The organism is Bradyrhizobium sp. USDA 3364, from assembly GCF_054056355.1.
The window spans coordinates 5,686,432-5,707,930 of the sequence record NZ_JBSRYG010000002.1; the positions used below are offsets into that span (position 1 = coordinate 5,686,432).

The following is a 21,499-nucleotide window of genomic DNA, read 5'->3' on the forward strand; positions in this document are numbered from 1 at the left end:
GCGCGGGGCCCCTTGATTTGGCCGGAAATTGCCACGGGCGAGCGGCCAAGCCAAACTTTTGTTTGAGGCGTGAGGCTTTAATCGAGGTCCGCAAGACGGAAAATACCGTCTGTCGAGACCCCCGCCAGCGCGTCCGCGACGCGGCGTCCGGCGATGACGCGGTCGGGAACGATCTCGGCCAGCGGCACCAGCACGAAGGCACGTTCAAACAAACGCGGGTGCGGCAGCGTCAGTTCCGGCTTGTTCAGCGTGATATCGTCATAGGCGATCAGGTCGAGGTCGAGGGTTCGCGGGCCCCAGCGCTGCTCGTTGGCCCGGTCGCGGCCGAATTTCTTCTCGATCTTGTGCAGCGTGAACAGCAGCGCATGCGGATCGAGGCTGGTGTCGATCTCGATGCAGGCATTGATGAAGCTGTCCTGCTGCGCTTCGCCCCAGGGCGGCGTCGAATAATCCGACGAGCGCGCCAAGAGCGCGGCCTGCGTCATGCCGCAGATATTGGCGATCGCCTTGCGAAACGTTGAGCGGACGTCGCCGACATTGCCGCCGAGGGCGATCAGGACGTCGGCCATCAGCGTTCAACCATGCGACGTCGGATGGCGCGAGCGGGTCAGCACCACGCCGACATCGTCGAAGATCGCGGCGATCGGCGCATGCGGCTTGTGCACGGTGACCTTGACGGCCCTGACGCGCGGGAAGGTGGCCAGGATGTCCTCGGCCACCGCGCCGGCGGCGCGCTCGAGCAGCTTGTAGTTGGTGTTCTTGAATGCCGACGTCGCGGTCGCCACCACGTTGGAATAGGACACCGTGTCGGAGAGGCGGTCGGTGCGCGAGGATTCCGAGAGGTCGGTGTAGAGCTCGAGGTCGATGACGAAGCGCTGCCCGACCTCGGTCTCATGTTCCATCACGCCATGACGGGCATGGATGACGATCCCGGTGATGAAGATCGTATCGGTCATTGCTGTCCCTCGATTGCCGCGGCCACCCGCAGCGCCTGAACGGTTTCCGCGACGTCATGCGCGCGGATGATGCGGGCACCATTCTGCGCGGCGATCAGATGCGCCGCGAGCGAGCCGCCGATCCGCTGTTGCGGCTCCGACGGCACGACCGTGCTGATGAAGCGCTTGCGCGAGGCGCCGACCAGCACCGGCAGGCGGAACGCGTTGAGCTCGGCAAGCCGTGCCAGCGCGATCATGCTCTGCTCCGGGGTCTTGCCGAAGCCGATGCCGGGATCGAGCACGATCCGGTCGGACGCAATGCCGGCACGCGCTGCGATCTCGAGCGAGCGGGTGAAGAAGGCGGCGATGTCCTGCATGATGTCGATCGCAGGATCCGCGCTCTCGCGATTGTGCATGACGATGACAGGCACGCCGCGAGCGGCGACCAGCGGCGCCATGCCGGCATCGCGCTGCAGGCCCCAGACGTCATTGGCGATAACAGCGCCCTGGTCGAGCGCCCAGGCCACGACCTCGGACTTCATGCTGTCGATCGAGACCGGCACGCCGAGCGCGATCACCTCGGCCAGCACCGGCTTAAGCCGCGCCATTTCGGCCTCCGCCGTGACCGGCTCCGAGCCATAGGGACGGGTCGATTCCGCCCCGATGTCGATGATGTCGGCGCTCTCGGTGACCAGCCTGCGGGCCTGCGCCAGCGCCTGTTCGGGCGTGATGAACCGGCCGCCGTCGGAGAACGAGTCCGGCGTCACGTTCAGGATGCCCATCACGGCCGGATACGGCCGCGACAACAGCGCCGGCAGCACCGTTGATACGGCCGGGCCGGACACCGCCGATGCTATGGGCTTGGTCGCCATCATGCGGTGGCTTTGCGCTGACGGCAGCGGCAAGTCAAGGTGCCGCGACGACGGCTGGCGCCGCCACCGCCGAATGCCGTTAAAACCGGCTAATGGCGATGCTAATAGGTGCAGTTAATAGGTGATTTTGGGAGGTAGCTTGCGTGCCTCTTCGATCAGCAGCTCGACCGACTTCTCCGAGGGCATCACGCGGACGAGCTTCCGCCGCACATTGGCGTCCTTCATGCTCTGCGCCAGCCGCGAGGGGTTGCGGTGCGCGAGCTCACGCACGGTGGTGACGCCGGCGGCGCGGACCAGGCCGACCTTCGCCTTGCCCATCCCGGGAATCCGCATGTAGTCGGAGATGTTGGCCCATTCGAGCAGTTGTTGTTCGCTGATCCCGGTCTTGGAGGAGAGCGCCTTGCGTCCCTTGACGGTGCGGGCGGCTTCAAGCAGTGCGTCGGTCGTGCGGATACCCTGCGATTTCAGTTTGGTGGCGCAATAGGCGGACAGGCCTTCGATCTCGGAGAGGGGGTATGTCATGATACTCGTATGCAGGTAGAAGGGGAGCGCACGTGCAAGGGCGTCGCGAGGAGTGCTTCAGGCAAACTGGCTGAGGCCCGGTGTCCCCGAGATGATCTCGCCCATTTGATCCGCTCCGATTTTGTCGCGACCGAACCTGAAAAGTTCACGCGCAACGTTCTGAATCTCACTCATGCTCAAGCCAAGCCCCATCAGGCGGGTGCCGACAGCCATCAGTCCGCCACCCATCAACCGCGATAGACCACCGCTGTTGTTGGAGGCGGCAATAGCCGCTTCGGCGCCGGGGATTTGGTCGATCAGAGCCTGGACTTTGTCGGAAGGTCCCTCGTTACGGAGGAAACCCAGAACGATGCCGATGGTTTTTTCAGCGACAGCGCCATCGATGCCGGCCTTAGCGGCCAGCTGTCCAACCAATTCGTCCATCTTGCCCCGCCTCAACCGGACTTTGCCGGATCATTCTTGAAGATTTATCTTGAGCGCCTGTGTCACGAAATACAAGCGATCCGCGCATTTCAGTTCGTATTCTTTTTCGATCGCGCCGTGACTGTGGCCTCGCTGCAAGAGTGAGCGGCGGATTCACACCATCTTGTCGCAATGCGCAATGCCTTTCGTCACTTGGCCGGGAATAAAGTATGAGGAACCACTGGGGCGACAATGTACGTCAGCATCCGTCAATGGTTTCAATCGACCTGCGACATGCAATATGATGGCATCGGTTGGAAGATGATGCCGGATTCGACGATCGAACCGATCTAATCTGCGCGAAGAGGCGAAGCGATGACGACCTCCGACAACAAGTTGGCCGATACCGATGAAAAAATCTTTATCGGCAAGGGCGAGGAGACCGCCTGGTTGACGCTTGCGCTGGCCAACCGGCACGGCCTCGTGACCGGCGCGACCGGAACCGGCAAGACTGTCTCGCTGCAGGTGATGGCGGAAGGATTTGCGCGCGCGGGCGTGCCGGTTTTCGCAGCCGACATCAAGGGCGATCTGTCCGGCATTTCGGAAGTCGGCGAGGCGAAGGACTTTATCCTGAAGCGCGCCAAGGAGATGGGGCTGACTTTCCAGCCCGATCAGTTCTCGACGGTGTTCTGGGACGTGTTCGGCGAGCAGGGCCATCCGGTGCGGGCGACCGTCACAGAGATGGGACCGCTGCTGCTGTCTCGGATGCTCGATCTGAACGACGTGCAGGAAGGCGTGCTCAACGTCGCCTTCCGTGTCGCCGACGAGAACGGTCTCACGCTGATCGACATGAAGGATCTGCGGGCCCTGCTGGATGCGATCGCCCCTGACGGCAGCAAAAAGAGCGCCGACGACGAGGAAGACCCGCTGGCGCCGATCCGCAAGGCCGCACAAAGTTACGGCAACGTGTCCAAGGCCACCGTCGGAACGATCCAGCGTCAGCTGCTGGTGCTCGAGAACCAGGGCGGCGCAAAGTTCTTCGGCGAGCCGGCGCTGACGCTGAAGGATTTCATGCGCACCGACCGCGACGGCCGCGGCATGGTTAATATCCTCGTCGCCGACAAGCTGATGCAGAGCCCGCGGCTTTACGCCACGTTCCTGCTCTGGATGCTCTCGGAATTGTTCGAGGAATTGCCGGAGGCCGGCGACCTGCCGAAGCCGAAGCTGGTGTTCTTCTTCGACGAGGCGCATCTGTTGTTCACCGACGCGCCGAAGGCGCTGATGGACAAGATCGAGCAGGTGGTGAGGCTGATCCGCTCCAAGGGCGTCGGTGTCTATTTCGTCACGCAAAATCCGATCGACGTGCCGGACAAGGTGCTGGCGCAGCTCGGCAACCGCGTGCAGCACGCGCTGCGCGCCTTCACGCCGCGCGACCAGAAGGCGGTCGCCGCGGCTGCGCAGACCTTCCGCCCCAATCCGAAGCTCGACACCGCGCGGGTGATCATGGAGCTCGGCAAGGGCGAGGCGCTGGTGTCGTTCCTCGAGGGCGGCGGCACGCCGTCGATGGTCGAGCGGATCATGGTGCGGCCGCCGTCGGCGCGGATCGGGCCGATCACGGCGGAGGAGCGCAAGGCGATCATGGATGCGAGCCCGGTGAAGGGCAAATACGACACCGCTGTTGACGCCGAGTCCGCCTACGAGATCATCCAGAAGCGGCTCGCCGGGACGGCAGCGCCGGCCGATGGCAGTGGCGGAGGCGAGGGCGGCGGCATCCTCGGCCAGATCGGCTCGATCGCCGCAACGATCTTCGGCACCAATGTCAAGCGCGGCCGGCTCTCGACCGGGCAGGTGATCGCGCGCAACGTCACGCGCTCGGTGACCGACAAGGTGGTCGGCGGCGTGGTCGCGGATCTCGGCAAGTCGGTCGGCGGTTCGGTCGGCGGCTCGATCGGCCGTGCGCTGGTGCGCGGCGCCCTGGGCGGCTTGCTGCGCAGATAATATTAGGGGTATCATCTCAGCATTTTCGTTATCCGTTTGGATCGAATCTTTGCTGAGATATCCGTCGCTGAAGGCGCCGTTTCATCTGTTGTTTTTGGTCTGCTGCATCGGGCTGACCGCAGATGTTCTGGTCCCCGAAATTTGGGGACACGGCAAGACGAAGGATTATCCGTTGTGGTTCTGGGCCGGACAGCAGGTGCTGCACGGTCGGAGCCTCTATCCGGTCGATTCCTCCGGCTATTTCGAGTTCATCTACCCGCCGTTGCCGGCGGTGCTCCTCGCGCCGCTGACCCTCTTCGGCAAGATCCCGCTTTACCTGTGCCTTTGCCTGCTCAATGTCGCTGCGGCGTGGCTGGTTGCGCAGTTCTCGCATGCGCTGGCGGGTTCAGGCCGCGAGCCGGGGCCCTGGCTCGAGGCGCTGCCGGGCTGCATCATGATCACCTTCGTCCTCGATATTTTCGACCTTGGGCAGCCGAACCTGCTTCTGCTCGTGATGATGCTCTGCGGCTTCTGGCTGTTGCGGGGCGGGCGGCCGTGGCTTGCAGGCGGCGCGTTCGCCCTGGCGACCGCCATCAAGGTGTTTCCCATTGCGGTATTGCCCTATCTCGTCTGGCGCCGGCGCTGGGGCGCGGTCGCCGGCATGGCCGTGTTTCTGGCCTTCTTCCTGTTCATCCTGCCGGCGTCGTTCCGTGGCTTCCAGCACAACGTCGCCGAATTGAAGACCTGGTACCACGGCATGGTCGGGACCAGTTCGGCCGAGGGGTTTGGCCAGCGGGCCGAGCAGAACTGGTCGTCGGTCAACCAGTCGATCATCGCGGTATCGCATCGGCTGCTGCGGCCGCTGAACTACAATCAGGACGATCCGCGCAAGCCGCCGCGCTACATGAACATCGTCGATCTCGACTTCGCGACGGCGAACTGGGTCACCGCCGCGGTCTGCGTGCTGATCGGGCTCGGCTACATCTGGCTGATGCCGTCGGCCTGGCTGCGGACCGAAAAGTCGGATGCGGAGGAGATCGGCATCCTGTTCTGCCTGATGACGGTGGCTTCGCCACTGGCGCGGGAATATTACTTCGTCTGGTTGTTCTTCCCGATCACGGTGTTGGTGCATCGCGCTGCCCATCATCCGCGGCCTGAGGCGCGGACCGGAACCTGGCTCGTGCTTGTGGCCGTCTGCGTCCTGCTCGGCTTCTCGTTACCGGTGTATCCGATCGCGCTGCAGGCCTATGGCAACAATCTCGCCGCGACCTTCGTGCTGATCGCGGGCCTGGCCTGGCACCTCAAGTCTCCGCTCAAGCAAAGTGGAGAAGCTTTGCCTCCGGCGCCCGGCGCGCTACAACTTGGCGCAACGTCCAACCAATAGGATATCCGCGATGTCCAACGCCAAGCTGCAGCCCGTCCTCGACCGCATCGATGCCGATTTCGACAACAGTCTCGAGCGGCTGTTCACGCTGCTGCGGATCAAATCGATCTCGGCCGATCCGGCTTTCGCCAATGACTGCAAGGCGGCTGCCGATCATCTCGCCAAGGATATCGCAACGCTGGGCTTCAAGACCGAGGTGCGGCCGACGGCGGGCCATCCGGCTGTGATCGGCAAGCTGAACGGCTCGACCGACGGCCGCCCGCATGTGCTGTTCTACGGGCACTACGACGTGCAGCCGGTCGATCCCTTGAATCTCTGGCACCGTCCGCCCTTCGAGCCCGTCGTGACCGACCATGCCGACGGGCGCAAGATCATCGTCGCGCGCGGCGCGGAGGACGACAAGGGGCAGTTGATGACCTTCGTCGAGGCCTGCCGCGCCTGGAAGAATGTGACGGGATCGCTGCCGGTCGACATCACCATCATCATCGAGGGCGAGGAGGAGATCGGCTCGAAGAATTTCGTGCCGTTCCTCGAGGCGAACAAGGCCGAGCTCGAGGCCGATTTCGCATTGGTCTGCGATACCGGGATGTGGGATCCCAACACACCGGCGATCACGACTTCGCTGCGCGGCCTGGTCTATGACGAGGTCAAGATCAAGGCCGCCAGTCGCGACCTGCATTCCGGCGTGTTCGGCGGCGGCGCGCAGAACCCGATCCGCGTGCTGACGCGGATTCTCGGCGGCCTGCATGACGACAACGGCCACATCACCATCCCCGGTTTCTATGACGGCGTGAAGGATCTGCCGCCGGACATTCTGGCGCAGTGGAAGCAGCTCAATCTGACGCCGGAGAGCTTCCTCAAGCCGATCGGCCTCTCGGTGCCGGCTGGCGAAAAGGACCGGCTGCTGATCGAGCAGGTCTCCTCGCGCCCGACCTGCGACATCAACGGCATCGTCGGCGGCTATACCGGCGAGGGCTCGAAGACGGTGATCCCGGCCGAGGCGTCGGCGAAGGTCTCGTTCCGCCTGGCCGAGGGACAGGATCCCGAGAAGATCCGCAAGGCGTTCCGCGACTACGTGAAGGCGCGCGTACCGGCGGATTGCAAGGCCGAGTTCACCGATCATTCCAGCGCGCCGGCGATCGCGCTCGACTGGAACATGAAGCCGCTCGCGGCCGCCCGGCGCGCGCTGACCGACGAATGGGGCAAGGAGGCGCTGCTGATCGGCTCCGGCGCCTCGATCCCGATCGTCGCCGATTTCAAGCGCACGCTCGGCCTCGACAGCGTGCTGGTCGGCTTCGGGCTCGACGATGACAACATCCATTCGCCGAACGAGAAGTACGACCTCAAGAGCTACCACAAGGGCATCCGCTCCTGGGCGCGGATTTTGGCGGCCTTCGCCGACGCCAAATAGCGCGAGACACTCCGAACGCAAAAACGCCGCCCGGAATTGGGCGGCGTTTTGATTCCGATAGTGCAGAGGGTGTTGGCGGATAGCCTACCCCAAAATTGTGAAATTTCAATCACGGTAGCCGGGATTGACCCGGTCGAGCTTGCGCAGCAGCGGCGGCCAGACCAGCTGGGTCGAGCGCAACTCGGCACGGTCCGGGTTCGACAGCAGCTCGGTGTTCTTGTCGATCGCGAGCTGGTCGACCGGATAGGCGGTGCCGCCGAGCGCGCGGGTCGCCACCTGCATCGAGCAGGCGCGCTCCAGATGGTACATCCGCTCGAAGGCGGAGGCGACCGAGCGGCCGACCGTCAGCGTGCCGTGATTGCGCAGCAGCATGTGGTTCTTGGTGCCGAGATCACGCTGCAGGCGCGGACGCTCGTCATGATCGAGCGCGATGCCCTCATAGTCGTGATAGGCGAGGTCGTGGGTCACGAGCTGCGCGGTCTGGTTCAGCGGCAGCAGCCCATCGGGGCCGCTCGACACCGCCGTGCCGTCGATCGTGTGCAGATGGAGCACGCAGCCGGCGTCCTCGCGCACCTCGTGGATCGCCGAATGGATGGTGAAGCCGGCCGGGTTGATGCTGTAGTCGCTCTTCGAGAGCTGGTTGCCGTCGAGGTCGACCTTGACGAGGCTCGATGCGGTGATCTCGTCGAACATCAGCCCGTAGGGGTTGATCAGGAAGTGGTGCTCGGGCCCCGGCACGCGGGCGGAGATGTGGGTATCGACGAGATCGTCCCAGCCGTAGAGTGCGACCAGCCGGTAGCAGGCGGCCAGATTGATCCGCTGCTCCCATTCCGCCGCACTCATATCCGACGGCACTTCCTTCAGGCGCGCTTCCGCTGGCGACATGGCCGATTGCTCCATTGACGGCTGTTTCCTGCGTCGAACCTAGCGTCGGTGCCTGATCGCGGCAAGGCAGCGTAACGGCGTGACAGTCATGTCAGCATGCGACGGCTGGCCCACGATCCGGGAGATCATGCTCCAGGAGTGGGCAGGAGCGCAACAGACGTGCTGTGCGCTACGGCGCCGGGATCGCCAGCAGGCTCGAGATGCTGCGGCCGCGGATGTCGTAGACGCGGGCGAACACGACGTCGTCGCGCTTGATCTCGACCATCACGGGCGCGGCCAGGCCCTTGCAGTAGAATTCGCCGAGCGTCATCGCGAAGTCGGCGGCATTGCTGTCCCAGCCGATCGTGAAGTCGGGCCCGAGCGCGACCTGCGCGGGGCGCTGCGGTCCGCACACCGCGACCTTCCACTTGCGGTTCTGCGGCGGCACTTCCTGCCGCTCCGCCAGCTGCTCGCGCAGCCCGTCGGATGCCTGCTTCAGCGCCAGGCCCCAATAGTCCAGCATGAAGAAGTTGTCCGCGGTGCGCACCGTGCCGGCGATATGGTTGAAGTGCGTATACTGATACGGATGCAGGCGGATCATTTCGCTGAGCGGCAGCAGCAGGCCGAATGCGAACATGGCAAGCGCCGCCGGCTGCCAGACGCGGCGGTTCTCGCCGAGCCAGTCCATGCCGCGAGCGAACGCGACACCGCCGAGCACCGCCATCGGCGGGATCACGAAGATGAAATGACGGATGCCGTTGTAGAGCGCCGGCCGCTTCACCATTGCGATCGCCAGCGGCAGCGTCGCCGCCAGGGTCAGCATCAGCATGATCGACTTGCGCTTCGCGGTCACATCGATGCGCGACAGCGACATCAAGGTGGCGACGACAGCCGCGGTCAGCAGCACCAGCATCACTTCGGGAAGCTGCAGCGCGAACAGAGTGGGCAGATAGGACCACGGCATGTCCGGTACCGACACCAGCGCGCCGTCGAACATTTCCTTCCACGGTTTCTCGAAGAAGTGCGAGAAGTAGGTCACCGCCTCCAGCGGATGGCCGGGCTCCATGATCGACCACGGCCAGATCAGGCCCATCACGAGATAGCCAAGCACAAGTCCCGGGATCAGCACATAGACGACGTGGGCGAAGCGGCGGGTCGCTTCGCGCGTCCCCTGCTTGCGGAATTCCTCGATCCCGAGCGGGATGAAGCCGATCACGGCGTAGATCAGCGCGAGCCCGCCAAGCACGCGGCAACCGATCGACAGGCCCGCGCCGAGGCCCACGATCAGGATCGTGCGCGGCGAGGGGGCCGGATATTCCTCGATCAGGCGGACGAGGCCCATGATCAGGACCACCATCGCGACCGCGAAAGGTGCGTCCTTCGGATTCATGAACATGTGGCCGTAGAAGGTTGGGCACAGCGCCAGCAGCAGCAGCGCCGCCAGTCCCGCCAGCGGGCCACCAACGCGGCGCGCGAGGCGCCAGGTCACGGCAAGGCCGATAACGCCGACGATCGCGCCGAGCAGGCGGCGCGTCTCGAACAATTCGAGCGGAATGACCTTGTGCAGCAGGGCTGCTGCCATATCGAAGCCGCCGCCGTACATGTAGAGATTGGCGAATGACAGCGCGCCGGTGTCCTTGAACCCGGACTCGTACATGCGCAGCAGCAGGTCGGCATATTCAGCGTGGGTGTAATCGTCCCAGCCCAAGCCATAATCGCGGAAAGTGAGGCCGGCGACCACGGCGACCACGCCGAGGACGAGGAATGCGAGATCGTCGCAGGTCTTCTCCACGGAGCGCCGCGCAGGCGCCTCGATGGCAGACGTCGTAATCGATGACATAGCTAGTGATACCGGCGTGCCTGTGGCCCAGTTTGGCGCTTTAGGGCCTCATTCCCCGGCATCCATAGCGCAGTTCCGTTTCCAAGTAATTGGTAATTGTGGCGTAATTTCCCAGATGCGTTGCAATAAATTGGCAGCAATTCGTCGTCAGTAAATCTACGGGAGCGGCGCGCCGGCGCAGTCGGCCTTGGCGCGCGAGGGCAGCGCGTCCGCGTGGTTAAGCGGGATTTTAGGGAACTGCGTCTACAGTTGGCGGTTGGCGGTGTGGGCAATATGACGGTATCGTGGCGTTGGTGGCCCGCGCCGATTTTCGGTCGGATCTCCAGGGGGTTAGTTCGATGATGGTTGGTCTGTTGGTCGTCGGCGCGGGCCTGGTTGTGGCGGGCTTGGCGGCGGTCGGCCTGGGAATCCCCTACAAGGAATTCAGCGTCGGTGGCACGTTGATCACGACAGGTGTGACCGGGGTATGCACGGGCGTGCTTGTGCTGGCGCTTGCCGCCGTGCTCCGGGAACTCCAGCACATCGCCGCGCGGTTCGAGCCCGGTGCCGCGGGCGTCCGGTTCGAGGTTCCGCTGCCGTCGGCGACTTCCCCGCGCAATGCACCCGAGGATGCGGTTTTCCCGCCGCCGCGTGAGACGAAGGTCGCAGCCCCTCCGCCGGTCGCGCCCTCCGCGCCCGCGTCGGCGCCGCCCTGGCACGACGAAATCGCCCCGCGCAGCGCGCCCGCCGAAATGCCGCCGCCCGTGCCGGGCGCAGCGCCGACCGACGGCGAGGCGCCGCCGAAGCGGCGCAACCTGCTGTTTACTTCCTCGCGGAAGGAGCGTGAGCGGACCCAGGCGCGTGCCTCCGAGCCGCTGACGCCGGATATGCTGTCGCCGGAACTGCGTCCGAATCCCGCCGCCTCGGCCGAGCCCGCGGCGCCGACATTCGACGATGCCTGGCCGAAGGCCGAGCGGCCGAGGTCGGTCGATGCCGCCTCGCGGCGCACGCCCCGTCCGTCAACCTTTGGCGAGACCCAGCCGCCGGCAGCACAGCCGTCGTCAGGCCGTCCGCCGTCGCCGCAGGAGCAGCCCCCGGTGACAGTGCTCAAATCGGGCGTCGTCGACGGCATGGCCTATTCGCTCTATTCGGACGGTTCGATCGAGGCGCAGATGCCGGAGGGCATGATGCGGTTTGCCTCGATCGACGAGCTCCGCTCGCACCTGGAGCAACGCCCGTAGATCTACGGCAATACTTGCGAACGGTGGGCCCGAAGTCTAAAACACGGGCGTTCTTGTCAGATTTCCTGTAATCCGCTCATATTCGTGAAGTAGTCAGCGATTCTGTTAATGTATTGTCGCGCTCGGATACTGTCCGAGCGGCCCGCAACGCCGCGCCGTCGAGAGCGCCGAGAAGGTTGAGCCATGTCCGATACGTCAGGCAAAACGCCGGTCGAGCTGACCGCAAATATCGTTTCGGCCTATCTCAGCAACAATCCGACGCCGGCCTCGGATATTCCGAGCCTGATCGGTCAGGTCCACGCGGCGCTGCTGCGGGTGTCGAGCGGGCGCAGCGATACGCCGAGCGAACCGGCCAAGCCTGCGGTGTCGATGAAGAAGTCGATCACGCCGGAATATCTGGTGTGTCTCGAGGACGGCAAGCGCTTCAAGTCGCTCAAGCGCCATCTGCGCACCCAATACAACATGACGCCGGAACAGTATCGCGACAAATGGGGGCTGCCGGCCGACTATCCGATGGTGGCGCCGAACTATGCGGTGGCGCGATCGCAACTCGCCAAGAAGATGGGACTTGGCCAGCAGACCCGGAAGCGGAAGTAACGGCCTGCTACGCGGCGGACGCCAGCGCCTCGCGCGCATCGTTGCGGATGCGATCGACCATCGAGCGCAGCCCGTTGGAGCGCTGCGGCGTGAGATGGTCGCGGAAGCCGAATTCGTCGAACAGCGCGAGCGCATCGGTCGCGAGGATTTGCTGCGGCGTGTGCCCGGAAAACAGCGTCAGCACGATCGCGACCAGGCCGCGCACGATGTGGGCGTCGCTGTCGCCGATATAGATCAGGCGCGGTTCGCCGCTGGCATCGCGCTCGATCCGCTTCGACAGCCAGACCTGGCTGACGCAGCCCTGCACCTTGTTCTCGGCCGAGTGCTCCGCCTCCGACAACGGCTCCAGCGTGCGGCCGAGCTCGATCACGTAGCGGTAACGGTCGTCCCACTCGTCGAGCAGTGCAAAATTGTCCCTGATTTCGTCGATCGTCGTCATCGTGGCCCGCGTCCTGTCCTTAACGGCTTATATAGGAAGGCGGGCCGCGAAAGCGACGAAAATGGAACCGGTTCCCGGTTGTTTTGACGGGTTTTCTTGACGCGAACCGGTGCCCGCTTGGCTCGAAACGCTCTGATTGGTGCTCACGGCGTCGGCGGCAGGCGGAATTCGATCGCCTCATCGTCCGCGGTCAGCGTGTCGCGGGACGCGCTGGCGAGGTCGGTATCGTCGTTGCCGATCGAGCCGGTGTGGTCAGGCGGCTTCTTGTCGGTGATGATCTGGTAGAGCTTGCGCGCGCCATCGGTCGCGCGCTGGCCGATGGCGGTCGCGGCCTGGCCGCCGACTTCGCAGGCGGACGGCTGACGCTTGCAGAACTGACCCATGTCGTTGATCGTCGCGGTCGCAGCCGACACCGCGTCGGACGCGCTGATCTGCGGCGTCTTGTCCGATTCAGGTGTTTTGTCTCTCGGCAGCAGCACGAGCACTAGCCCGAGCCAGAATGCCAAACGCAACAGGAAGAACATGGCGCGATCCCGGTCGTCTGTCTTGTCTTTTGCTTCTTGCGCGGTCGATGCCGCTATTGCCCTCAGGGTTAGCATCGGTCGATAAATCGGAAGTATCTGCATTGAAGTAAATCCGCCGAAAAATCGCGGAAAATTCGCCCGATTTGATTCGCCGTAAATATTCGATTGATGCGCGGTGGGTGCGCAGGATGTGCCGCATCCACCATTTCGAAACCATAGAGTGTCGCATCCGGAAACCAGCCGTTCACCATCACCGACAAATGACCGGTGAACAGCAGCGCCGAAGCCTCGCCAATGCACGGTGTTTGGCAGCAGGCCGCCCCGCCTTAGCGTTCGCTTAAGTTCGCTCTGACACGTTGGCCTGCAATCACGAAGGAGGCGTTCCGGCGCGTCTGTCTGACGATTGAGCCGAAGCGCGAGTGCTGTGAGTAGTTTGAGTCTGATCCGCGATTGCCTGGATGCGCTGCTGCATCCGTCGGCGCAATATGATGCGCTGACGCGTGCGCGCCATCGTGCCTTCATGGCGCCGCGGCTGCTCGGCAGCCTGGCGGCGCTGGCCTCGTTCCCGGCCTTTCTGGCCATGCGCGGCGCGCCGACGGCGATCGAGGTCGCGGCCTTCGCCTGGCTGATCGCGCCGATCCTGCTGTCCTGGTTCCTGTCGCGCACCGGCCGCTATGAAGGCGCGCATGTGCTGTCGTCGCTGGCGCTTGCCGGTCTCGTGATGATGATCGCGGCGTCGACCGGCGGCATCGCGTCATTTGCCGCGGTTTGGCTCGTTGTCATTCCGATCGAGGCGGCGCTGTCGGCCTCGCGGCGCGTGGTGGCCTTTGCGTTTGCGCTGGCGATGATCTGCGCGGCGCTGCTGACCGTGCTCGGCCATTATCACGTGCTGCTGGTGGTCGATCCCGCGATTGTGTCGAACGCCACGCTGGCCGGCTTCGGCGTCGTATCGGCGATCTTCTATGCGGCCGGGCTCGCCTTCGGCGCGGAGTCGCTGGCGCGCACCAGTGTCGCGCTGCTCTATGTCGAGGAAGAGCGCTACCGCCTGCTCGCCCACAACATGAGCGACGTGCTGTCGCGGCACAGCCGCAACGGCGCGGTGCGCTTCATCTCGCCTGCGGCCGAGATCATGCTCGGCGGCGTGCCGGCCGCGCGGCTGCTGGGTCACGGCCTGTTCGACCGCGTTCATGTCGCCGATCGCCCGGCCTATCTCACCGCGCTGTCGGATGCCGCGCGCGGCGAGTCCCGCAGCGTCGAGTTCCGCGTGCGGCGCGATGCCGCGCGCGGCGAGACCGCAGAATTCATCTGGGTCGAGATGCGCTGCCGTCCGCTCGACCAGACCTCGGCCGACGCCGAGGTCGTCGCCGTGATCCGCGACGTGACCGATCGCAAGGTGCAGGAGCAGGCGCTCGAACAGGCGCGCAACGTCGCCGAGCAGGCCGACGCGTCGAAGACGCGTTTCCTGGCCACCATGAGCCACGAGCTGCGCACCCCGCTCAACGCCATCATCGGTTTCTCCGAGATGATCGCGCAGGAAGACGTGCTCGGGCTCGACGCGCCCCGTCGCAAGGAATACGCCCAGCTCATCAACGATTCCGGCCAGCATTTGCTGTCGGTCGTCAACGGCATCCTCGACATGTCGAAGATGGAGTCCGGCAATTTCGAGATTTCGCCGGAGCCGTTCGCGCCGCGGCCGGCGCTGCTCAATTGCTGCAACCTGGTGGCGTTGAAGGCCCGCGAGAACGGTGTCGACCTCGTCACCCGCGTGCCCGACGACCTGCCGATCGTGAACGGCGATCCGCGCGCGTTCAAGCAGATCGTGCTCAATCTCGTCTCCAACGCCGTCAAGTTCACCGAGCGCGGCGGCAAGGTGACCGTGTCGGCCGGCGTCGAGGGATCGCGGCTCTTGCTGCGGGTCTCGGACACCGGCGTCGGCATCGCGGCCGACGACCTCAAGCGGATCGGCGACCCGTTCTTCCAGGCCGGCAAGACCTATCAGCGCCGCCACGAAGGCACCGGCCTCGGCCTGTCCATCGTGAAGGGACTGGTCGGTCTGCATCACGGCGAAATGAATGTGGAGAGCAAGGTGGGCGAGGGCACCATCGTGTCGGTCGCGCTGCCGCTGGCGCTCACCCCGCCGGCCGCCGGCGAGCCGTCCAGCAATGTCTCGACCCTGAAGCCCGCGCTGCGCTCCGGATTACAAGAGCAAACCCATCAGGTGAAGAAGAGTGCCTAGACAGACTTTGGATGATGATGAAACGCCGCGCCGTCGTCGCGGCGCCAAGGCGGCGGCGATCGCGGTCGAGGAAGAGCGTGGCCTCGTCCTGCGCGTGCTGCTGCACAGTCCGAAGGATATGGTCGCGGGCGTGTTGGCGGCGTCTGCCATTGTCGCGATCCTGATCAATGCGCTGTTCCTGCAGGCCGGCCGTCATCCGTCGCCGATGTTCGGCGGCTCGGTGGTGACGCTGCCGCCACCGGCCCCGGTTGCCGCGGCCGCGAGCCCGATACCGCGTCCGCGTCCGGCCGAGGCTGCCGCCCGATCGGCCGAGCCCGCCGCCGCGGAGCCGCCGAAGCCGGTCGACGTCAAGCCGGTGGAGACCAAGCCGGCCGAGACCAGGTCCGTCGAATCCAAACCGGCGGAACCAAAACCGGCTGAAGCAAAGCCGGTCGACCCCATGGCCAATCTGGTGCTGAAGTCGACCGCCGCGCCGCCGGCCGCCGCCCCGTCCAATGCCATTCGTCCGCCGGCGCCGATCCCGACCGCGCATCTGAGCCCGGCCGGCAAACGTATCGCCGCGGTCCAGCGCGCGCTGACCGAATATGGCTACGGCCAGCTCAAGCCGACCGGCACGATCGGTGCTGATACCCAGCATGCGATCGCGAAGTTCGAGCGCGCGCGCAAGCTGCCGGTGACCGGACAGATGTCCGATCGCCTCGTGCACGAGCTCGGCGCGATGATCGGACATTCGATCGACTAGGCTCAGCTCCTCAGAGACCGTGAAGCTATCAACCTCGTCATTGCGAGGAGCGATAGCGACGAAGCAATCCATCTCTGCATTTGCTGCGCAATGGATTGCTTCGCTTCGCTCGCAATGACGGGATGGATAGAAACACAGCCTCTCATACAGAGTCGCCCAGCAGAACGTCCCTGACCTCATCGGAGAACAGCTTCCTGCGGCCGGCCAGCAGCACCCATTCCGGATCGTCGCGATCCGGCACGGCGCGCGGCATCCCGTGATCGAGCAGGGCCTGCGCGCAGCCCGCCCAATCGCCGTCACTGACCGGCTCGTTGCACGAGGCCCACGAGAGGCTTCCGGACGCGTTGTCGCCGAAGCCGTGCTGCTCGGTCCAATCCGCGCCGTGCTCGAGCAGGAAGCGCGTCAGCGCCGCGTTGCCGCGGAACACCGCGTGATTGAGCGCCGACGCATCCCAGTCGGCGCCGCGCACCGCGACGGGCCAGCCGAGCTCGACCATCAGCCGCACCGCGTCGTCGCCGCCTGCGGCGGCGAGCTCGGGAAGCAGCCGCAACTGCTGTGGTGAAAGCAAAGCCGGAAGATCGGGCCTCTCGGCCTGGATCCGCCGCGCCTCGCGCGCGTCGCCGCTGCTGCACGCCGCGACGAACCGCTCGTCATCGGCCAATGTCTCGTCGCCGGTGCGCGCGCGCAGCAGCTCGGCGACCTCGGTCAAACCGAACTGCAATGCGTACCGGTAGGCGCTCAACCCGTCCGGTGTCGTGATGTGCGGATCTGCACCGGCGTCGAGCAAGGTCGCGATGCATGTCCGCGACCGCCGTCGCCGGATTGCCCACATCAAGGGCGAACCGCTATCCGTCAGCGGCGCATTGCGGGCGGGTTCGTTCGGGTTGCCGCCGTGCCGCAGCAGCAATTCGAGCGCCGCCACGTTCTCGTCGTCGAGCACCTTGTACATCGCGTTGGTGTTCGCGATCCGTGCGCCATGCTCGAGCAGGGCGCCAGTCGTCACGAAGCCTTCCAGCGAGTGGTACAGCGATTCATTGTCGTTCGGATCGGCGCCCGCCTCCAGCAGCAGCCGGGTCAGCTCGAGATCATGGTTGCGTCCCGCTGCGCCATACAGCGCCGACAGCGGATTGCTGTCATCGGGCGCGTCGAGCGATCCCGGCGGCCAGCGGCTGCTGATGTGCTGGTTGGGATCGGCGCCCGCCTGCAACAGCAGGCGCGCGCAGCGATGCAGCCGAGCTCGAAACTCCGGAATCTGCAGCAGGCCGGAATGCGTCACCGCGACCAGCGGCGGCAGTTTTAGAGGACCGCCGGGACGGTTGACCCATGTGGCGTCATTGGTTGCGGTACGTCGCACCATCTCCTCGTCGCCGACGGCGCAGGCGAGATAGGGATCGTCGGCGACGAGGCCGGGATCCTCGGTGAGCATCCGTACTGCGACGCGCGGATTGGCGCGATCAGTGGTGCCGTCAACGTCTGCGGCATAGACCAGTTGCAGCCAGCGCCGGACGCGATCGGCCTTGCTCTTGCCGGGCGGCAATTGCGCTTCGACATAACGCCGCAGGTCCGGCCACGAGGCGAAGCCGAGATCGCGCGCCACGCGTGCGCCACGCAGGACTGCGCATCGTGCAGCTTCAGATCAAGCGCGGCGATTTGCGCGTCGCTGCGCCCGGCCGCGGCCGGCAGCGCCTGCCGGAAACGCGCGTAGGCCTCCGGCGCCTGCCGCCGGTAGAGGCGGATGAGCTCCTTGGCCTGCTTCTTCAGATGTTCGAGATTCAATCGCGCGGGCGATCGGTTCATGGAAACCTCCGTGCATCAATCGCCGATGGTCCACAAAACCGGCCGCACAAAGGCTTGGTTGTCCGCATCTTCGCTGCAAGTGGGTTCAACCCTTCCCGTGGACCCGGGTGCGGCTTGCACCGCACATGCAAGGATATGAGCGACCCTTGTGTCGGTCAACCCGCCGCTGCGGACACCCGCCGCTGCGGACACCCGCCGCTGCGTGACGGCATCTGTGACAATTGGACGTGGCCGCGCCGCTGGCCTATAGGTCGGCGCATGCGATTGAAAACCAGCATATGGGTCGCGGCGTATCTGCGCCGCTGCCAGACCGAGGGCGTGTTCGGCGCGGTCCGCAAGAAGGGCGCCGAAGAGGCGGGGGCCGTGTTCGTCAAGGTGGCGCTGATGGACGGCAACGCGATGCTGTACGCGCCGGCGCCGCAGACGGTCTATGACGACAGCCGTCCAGTAGAGCGGCTGTTCGTACCGACCGCGCCACAGCCGGTGTCCGAGCCGTCGGTCGAGGAGCGGCTGACCAAGGAGCTGCGCTTCGATCCCGATGCCTGGATCGTCGAGACCGAGGACCGCGCCGGGCGGCATTTTCTCGACCTGGCGAAGGGCTAGGGCGCAGCCTCGGCTGCTTGGGAAGCAAGCGCATTTGATGTCCGCTTGCCCCATAACGGCCGCGCAAATCCCGACATTCAACGACTTCGCGGTCCGACCAGATCCGGACACGACCGCCGCGCCCCCGAGACCGCGCGGCGTGGCCAGGCGAAGCGCGGTCGGTCGGACTGGTGCGCCGATGCACAGCCGTTGTCGAGCACTGCGCAGTCCCGTTCGGCAGCCCGCGACCCCAAGTACGCTGCCAAGGGCCGAGCCGGTGAGCGCATCCGTGATGCCGCCAGGCTCGACGCACGAGAAAGGACAGGATCGATGGGCAGACTGCAAGGGTGGATAGCAATCGTCGCGCAAGCGGCCTTTGTCTCGCGGCGTCGAAGCGCTTCGCGGCAGAGAGAGCGACCGTCGTGATGGTTAGCCGGCGCATCTCTGATACCCAAAATAGCGAAACGCCTGACGACGGCTTGCGTCAATGCACTCTGGTCGACTGTCTCTCGCGCCCCGGAAACGTCCCATGTCCAGTCTTGACGTCCTGTTCAGATCCTACCGCCTGAACGCCCTCGACCTGCCGAACCGCGTCGTGATGGCTCCGATGACGCGGTCCATGTCTCCAGGCGGCGTACCCACCGCGGAGGTCGCCGCCTATTATCGCCGCCGCGCAGAGAGCGGCGTCGGCCTCATCATCACCGAGGGGACAGGGGTCGGTCGCCCGGCCGCGCTCAACGAGCCCGATATGCCCCGCTTCCACGGCGAGACGGCGCTCGCCGGCTGGAAGAAAGTGGTGGACGAGGTTCACGCGGCAGGTGGGCGCATCGCGCCGCAGTTGGTTCATGTGGGGCATAAGCTCTCGAACGCGGTACCGGACTGGACACCGCCGGCGCCCTATGAAAGTCCCTCGGGGCTTTCAGTGACAGGCGAGCGCGTCAATCAGCCGATGAGCGAGGCCGACGTGGCCGACATCATCGATGCGTTCGCGAAGGCAGCAATGGATGCCGAGCGGCTCGGCTTCGACGGCATAGAGCTGATGGGGGCGCACGGCTATCTCATCAATCAGTTCTTTTACGACCATCTCAACTTGCGCGACGACGTATACGGTGGCTCGACGCTCGTCGAGCGTTCTCGCTTCGTGGTCGAGATTCTGAACGCAATCCGGTCGGTGGTGACCTCGGGCTTTCCGGTGATTCTCCGCCTTTCACAATGGAAGCCGAAAGACTTCAGTGCACGGTTGGCCGCGACGCCGAAGGCGCTGGAACAATGGCTTTCCGTCCTTGTCGACGCGGGAGCGGATGCCTTCCACCTCTCGCAGCCAAAGTTCTGGCAGCCCGCTTTCCCTGAAATCGATCGGGAGCTGAACCTTGCCGGCTGGGCGAAGAAGCTTACGGGGGTCACCGCGATAACCGTTGGCGCTGTCGGCTTGTCTTGTGACGTCTACGCATCCTTGGCGGGCGAGAGCGCCCAATCCACGCCGCTGGATGGACTGCTCAGGCGGCTGGAACGCGGCGAGTTCGACCTGGTCGCGGTCGGACGCGCGTTGCTGCAGGATGCCACCTGGCTCGAGAAAGTACGGCAAGGTCGCGAGATCGCCGAGTTCACGCCGGCCGCGTTCGCCACCCTGAGTTAATCGGCGGGACGGGTGGCAGGGCGCCACGACGACCTTGCCGCGCCAGCGAGTCCACGCTTGCCCCGAATAAAGCTGGAACGCGATGGTCGCGCCTTAGCTTCCGGATTTCTGGTTGCGGATGGCGGGCGCGCTGCCGGGCTGCACCGAAGGTCGCGTCTGCGCTGGCGCGGTGCGCACGCGATGGCGTTCGTCGTCATAAAGCGACGAGCGGTACTTGGCGCGAGCCACCGCCATGGTCGAGCCGCGCCACGCCGCCAGCATCACCAGCGCCGAGCGCTCGCTGAGCCGATCGTAGAGCCGCGACAGCCGATAGACGTAGTTGACCGACGAACCGGCTTCCGGATCGAGGAACATCAGGATCCGCTGGAACGCGGCGCTCGACACGTCGAGCGCACGCATCGCGCAGGCGAGCGGCTCGCCGCCGGGATCGTTGACCACTTCGGCGGCGATCCGCGACGGCAGGATCAGCGCCTCGCCGAGCTCGAGTATGAAGTTGTCGAGGTCCTCGGCGAACGCCGCCATCTCCAGGATGTGGATCGCGCGCGCGGCGCGTGCCGCCGGAATCCGCGCCGCGGCCTTCAGCGGCGTCTCCTGCAGATTGTGCAGGATCTGCGCGCGTTCCTTCGCGCTGGCGGCGAAGAACATGTCGGAGATTTCGGCGGCATCGTTCGGCCGCATCGCAAGGCTCGCGGCCATCCGCAGCTCGGCCTCGGTCGGGATTTTGGCCGACGGCGCCGATGGTGCCGGCGCGGCAAGCGGAGCGGCTGCCGGCGGCGGCTGGTCGGGACCGATGCGGCGCAGCCCGAGCTTGTCCATGATCCTGGCGGGCGTCGCCGGATAGATCGCAAGCCGCGCGCGGACGGCGGCGCGGGTCGCGTCGTCGACCTCGTCGATCAGGCGCGACGTCAGCTCGACGAACTGACGCTCTTCATCGGCGGAGTGCGCGCTCGCCTGCACATAGAGATCGGTCAGGACGCGCAGCAGCGTCGGGCGGATGTCGACGCCCTCGCGACGGGAGAGCGTCATCAGCCCATCGAAACCAGGAAATAGCGGAGCTGCGCTCATCTCGGGCGTACGCGACTTGCCAATCAGACTCGGTTTGAAAACCCTGTGGCAGCGAGCCTACGCAGGCTGTTTTAAGACGCAGTTAAGGAAAACAAGCCGTGAAGCTGAACGCTCGATTTTGCGCGTGGCCATTAAGGCACAGCGCCACATCCGTAACCGTCCGTATCGGCAGATTAAGATGTCATTAACCATGGCCGTTCTTAACTCGGCGTGCGCGGGGCAAATCATGTCCGTGCGGGGCCAGAGAGAACGGAACATGGGCACCATCGTTGAGTTTCCGGCGGATGCGGCTGCACGGCGGCCGAGCACGGCCGGTGCTGCCGGCGAAGGCATGGGGACCGTGCTGATCCTTCCCGTCGTTCGGATCGAGCGAACGACGGAGGGGACCGGCGGTGGTCGCGGACCGGAGCAGGGCACTGCGCAGGGCCGCCGTCGCCGGCGTCGCTCCTGATCG

Annotated in this window: 22 protein-coding genes; 11 read left to right on the top strand and 11 right to left on the bottom strand. The window is 65.2% G+C overall.

The window, feature by feature from the left end:
- Nucleotides 1–77 precede the first annotated feature (77 nt).
- The 5 genes from folK to ACVILL_RS26730 all read right to left on the bottom strand — a co-directional run bounded on the left by folK (nt 78) and on the right by ACVILL_RS26730 (nt 2,752).
- Nucleotides 78–569 carry a 2-amino-4-hydroxy-6-hydroxymethyldihydropteridine diphosphokinase gene (gene folK / locus ACVILL_RS26710; protein WP_456731769.1) on the bottom strand — a complete coding sequence of 164 codons (492 nt, stop codon included), beginning with the start codon at nt 567–569 and terminating at the stop codon, nt 78–80.
- Nucleotides 570–575: 6 nt separating this feature from the next.
- Entirely contained in the window at nt 576–956 is a 381-nt protein-coding gene (folB, locus tag ACVILL_RS26715) for a dihydroneopterin aldolase (RefSeq protein WP_456731770.1), read from the bottom strand.
- Entirely contained in the window at nt 953–1,807 is an 855-nt protein-coding gene (folP, locus tag ACVILL_RS26720) for a dihydropteroate synthase (RefSeq protein WP_456734369.1), read from the bottom strand. Before folP ends, folB begins: the two co-directional genes overlap by 4 nt.
- A gap of 114 nt (nt 1,808–1,921) precedes the next feature.
- A complete protein-coding gene (locus ACVILL_RS26725; RefSeq protein WP_456731771.1) occupies nt 1,922–2,329 on the bottom strand; it encodes a DUF4332 domain-containing protein in 408 nt (135 codons plus the stop codon).
- A gap of 57 nt (nt 2,330–2,386) precedes the next feature.
- Nucleotides 2,387–2,752, bottom strand: a complete 366-nt coding sequence (locus tag ACVILL_RS26730; protein WP_456731772.1) for a DUF2267 domain-containing protein — start codon at nt 2,750–2,752, stop codon at nt 2,387–2,389.
- Between the two features lie 354 nt (nt 2,753–3,106).
- Here ACVILL_RS26730 and ACVILL_RS26735 point away from each other — a divergent pair, with 354 nt between their 5' ends.
- Genes ACVILL_RS26735 through ACVILL_RS26745 form a run of 3 tightly spaced genes read left to right on the top strand, consistent with a single transcriptional unit; the run spans nt 3,107 to nt 7,503 of the window.
- The gene (locus ACVILL_RS26735; RefSeq protein WP_456731773.1) at nt 3,107–4,729 is read left to right on the top strand and encodes a helicase HerA-like domain-containing protein; all 1,623 of its coding nucleotides are present in this window, start codon (nt 3,107–3,109) and stop codon (nt 4,727–4,729) included.
- Nucleotides 4,730–4,778: 49 nt separating this feature from the next.
- A complete protein-coding gene (locus tag ACVILL_RS26740) occupies nt 4,779–6,092 on the top strand; it encodes a glycosyltransferase family 87 protein (protein WP_456731774.1) in 1,314 nt (437 codons plus the stop codon).
- A gap of 10 nt (nt 6,093–6,102) precedes the next feature.
- Entirely contained in the window at nt 6,103–7,503 is a 1,401-nt protein-coding gene (locus ACVILL_RS26745) for a M20/M25/M40 family metallo-hydrolase (protein ID WP_456731775.1), read from the top strand.
- A gap of 105 nt (nt 7,504–7,608) precedes the next feature.
- On the opposite strand, the gene ACVILL_RS26750 is transcribed toward ACVILL_RS26745, so the two are convergent.
- Nucleotides 7,609–8,388 carry a class II aldolase/adducin family protein gene (locus ACVILL_RS26750; RefSeq protein WP_456731776.1) on the bottom strand — a complete coding sequence of 260 codons (780 nt, stop codon included), beginning with the start codon at nt 8,386–8,388 and terminating at the stop codon, nt 7,609–7,611.
- Between the two features lie 169 nt (nt 8,389–8,557).
- Entirely contained in the window at nt 8,558–10,207 is a 1,650-nt protein-coding gene (locus tag ACVILL_RS26755) for a glycosyltransferase family 39 protein (protein ID WP_456731777.1), read from the bottom strand.
- Nucleotides 10,208–10,545: 338 nt separating this feature from the next.
- On the opposite strand from ACVILL_RS26755, the gene ACVILL_RS26760 reads away from it, so the two are divergent.
- Both ACVILL_RS26760 and ACVILL_RS26765 read left to right on the top strand, forming a co-directional pair.
- Nucleotides 10,546–11,427, top strand: a complete 882-nt coding sequence (locus ACVILL_RS26760) for a DUF308 domain-containing protein (protein WP_456731778.1) — start codon at nt 10,546–10,548, stop codon at nt 11,425–11,427.
- Nucleotides 11,428–11,610: 183 nt separating this feature from the next.
- Nucleotides 11,611–12,024, top strand: coding sequence for a MucR family transcriptional regulator (locus tag ACVILL_RS26765; RefSeq protein WP_456731779.1), 414 nt, complete (start codon nt 11,611–11,613; stop codon nt 12,022–12,024).
- Between the two features lie 7 nt (nt 12,025–12,031).
- On the opposite strand, the gene ACVILL_RS26770 is transcribed toward ACVILL_RS26765, so the two are convergent.
- Nucleotides 12,032–12,463 carry a SufE family protein gene (locus ACVILL_RS26770; RefSeq protein ID WP_456731780.1) on the bottom strand — a complete coding sequence of 144 codons (432 nt, stop codon included), beginning with the start codon at nt 12,461–12,463 and terminating at the stop codon, nt 12,032–12,034.
- Between the two features lie 143 nt (nt 12,464–12,606).
- The gene (locus ACVILL_RS26775) at nt 12,607–12,987 is read right to left on the bottom strand and encodes a DUF5330 domain-containing protein (protein ID WP_456731781.1); all 381 of its coding nucleotides are present in this window, start codon (nt 12,985–12,987) and stop codon (nt 12,607–12,609) included.
- 6 nt (nt 12,988–12,993) lie between these two features.
- Here ACVILL_RS26775 and ACVILL_RS26780 point away from each other — a divergent pair, with 6 nt between their 5' ends.
- The 3 genes from ACVILL_RS26780 (at nt 12,994) to ACVILL_RS26790 (ending at nt 15,965) form a co-directional block, all read left to right on the top strand.
- Nucleotides 12,994–13,059, top strand: coding sequence for a hypothetical protein (locus ACVILL_RS26780; RefSeq protein WP_456734370.1), 66 nt, complete (start codon nt 12,994–12,996; stop codon nt 13,057–13,059).
- 352 nt (nt 13,060–13,411) lie between these two features.
- Complete coding sequence (locus ACVILL_RS26785) at nt 13,412–15,223, top strand: PAS domain-containing sensor histidine kinase (protein WP_456731782.1); 1,812 nt, start codon at nt 13,412–13,414, stop codon at nt 15,221–15,223.
- The gene (locus ACVILL_RS26790) at nt 15,216–15,965 is read left to right on the top strand and encodes a peptidoglycan-binding domain-containing protein (RefSeq protein ID WP_456731783.1); all 750 of its coding nucleotides are present in this window, start codon (nt 15,216–15,218) and stop codon (nt 15,963–15,965) included. Before ACVILL_RS26785 ends, ACVILL_RS26790 begins: the two co-directional genes overlap by 8 nt.
- A gap of 142 nt (nt 15,966–16,107) precedes the next feature.
- Here the strand turns inward: ACVILL_RS26790 and ACVILL_RS26795 are convergent, their stop codons facing one another.
- Nucleotides 16,108–17,562, bottom strand: coding sequence for a hypothetical protein (locus ACVILL_RS26795; protein WP_456731784.1), 1,455 nt, complete (start codon nt 17,560–17,562; stop codon nt 16,108–16,110).
- 458 nt (nt 17,563–18,020) lie between these two features.
- Here ACVILL_RS26795 and ACVILL_RS26800 point away from each other — a divergent pair, with 458 nt between their 5' ends.
- Nucleotides 18,021–18,365 carry a DUF1491 family protein gene (locus ACVILL_RS26800; RefSeq protein WP_016841837.1) on the top strand — a complete coding sequence of 115 codons (345 nt, stop codon included), beginning with the start codon at nt 18,021–18,023 and terminating at the stop codon, nt 18,363–18,365.
- A gap of 508 nt (nt 18,366–18,873) precedes the next feature.
- A complete protein-coding gene (locus tag ACVILL_RS26805) occupies nt 18,874–19,980 on the top strand; it encodes an NADH:flavin oxidoreductase (protein WP_456731785.1) in 1,107 nt (368 codons plus the stop codon).
- A 93-nt stretch (nt 19,981–20,073) separates the two neighbouring features.
- Here the strand turns inward: ACVILL_RS26805 and ACVILL_RS26810 are convergent, their stop codons facing one another.
- Entirely contained in the window at nt 20,074–21,006 is a 933-nt protein-coding gene (locus tag ACVILL_RS26810) for a DUF2336 domain-containing protein (protein ID WP_456731786.1), read from the bottom strand.
- 295 nt (nt 21,007–21,301) lie between these two features.
- Here ACVILL_RS26810 and ACVILL_RS26815 point away from each other — a divergent pair, with 295 nt between their 5' ends.
- The gene (locus ACVILL_RS26815; RefSeq protein ID WP_456731787.1) at nt 21,302–21,496 is read left to right on the top strand and encodes a hypothetical protein; all 195 of its coding nucleotides are present in this window, start codon (nt 21,302–21,304) and stop codon (nt 21,494–21,496) included.
- Nucleotides 21,497–21,499: the final 3 nt, after the last annotated feature.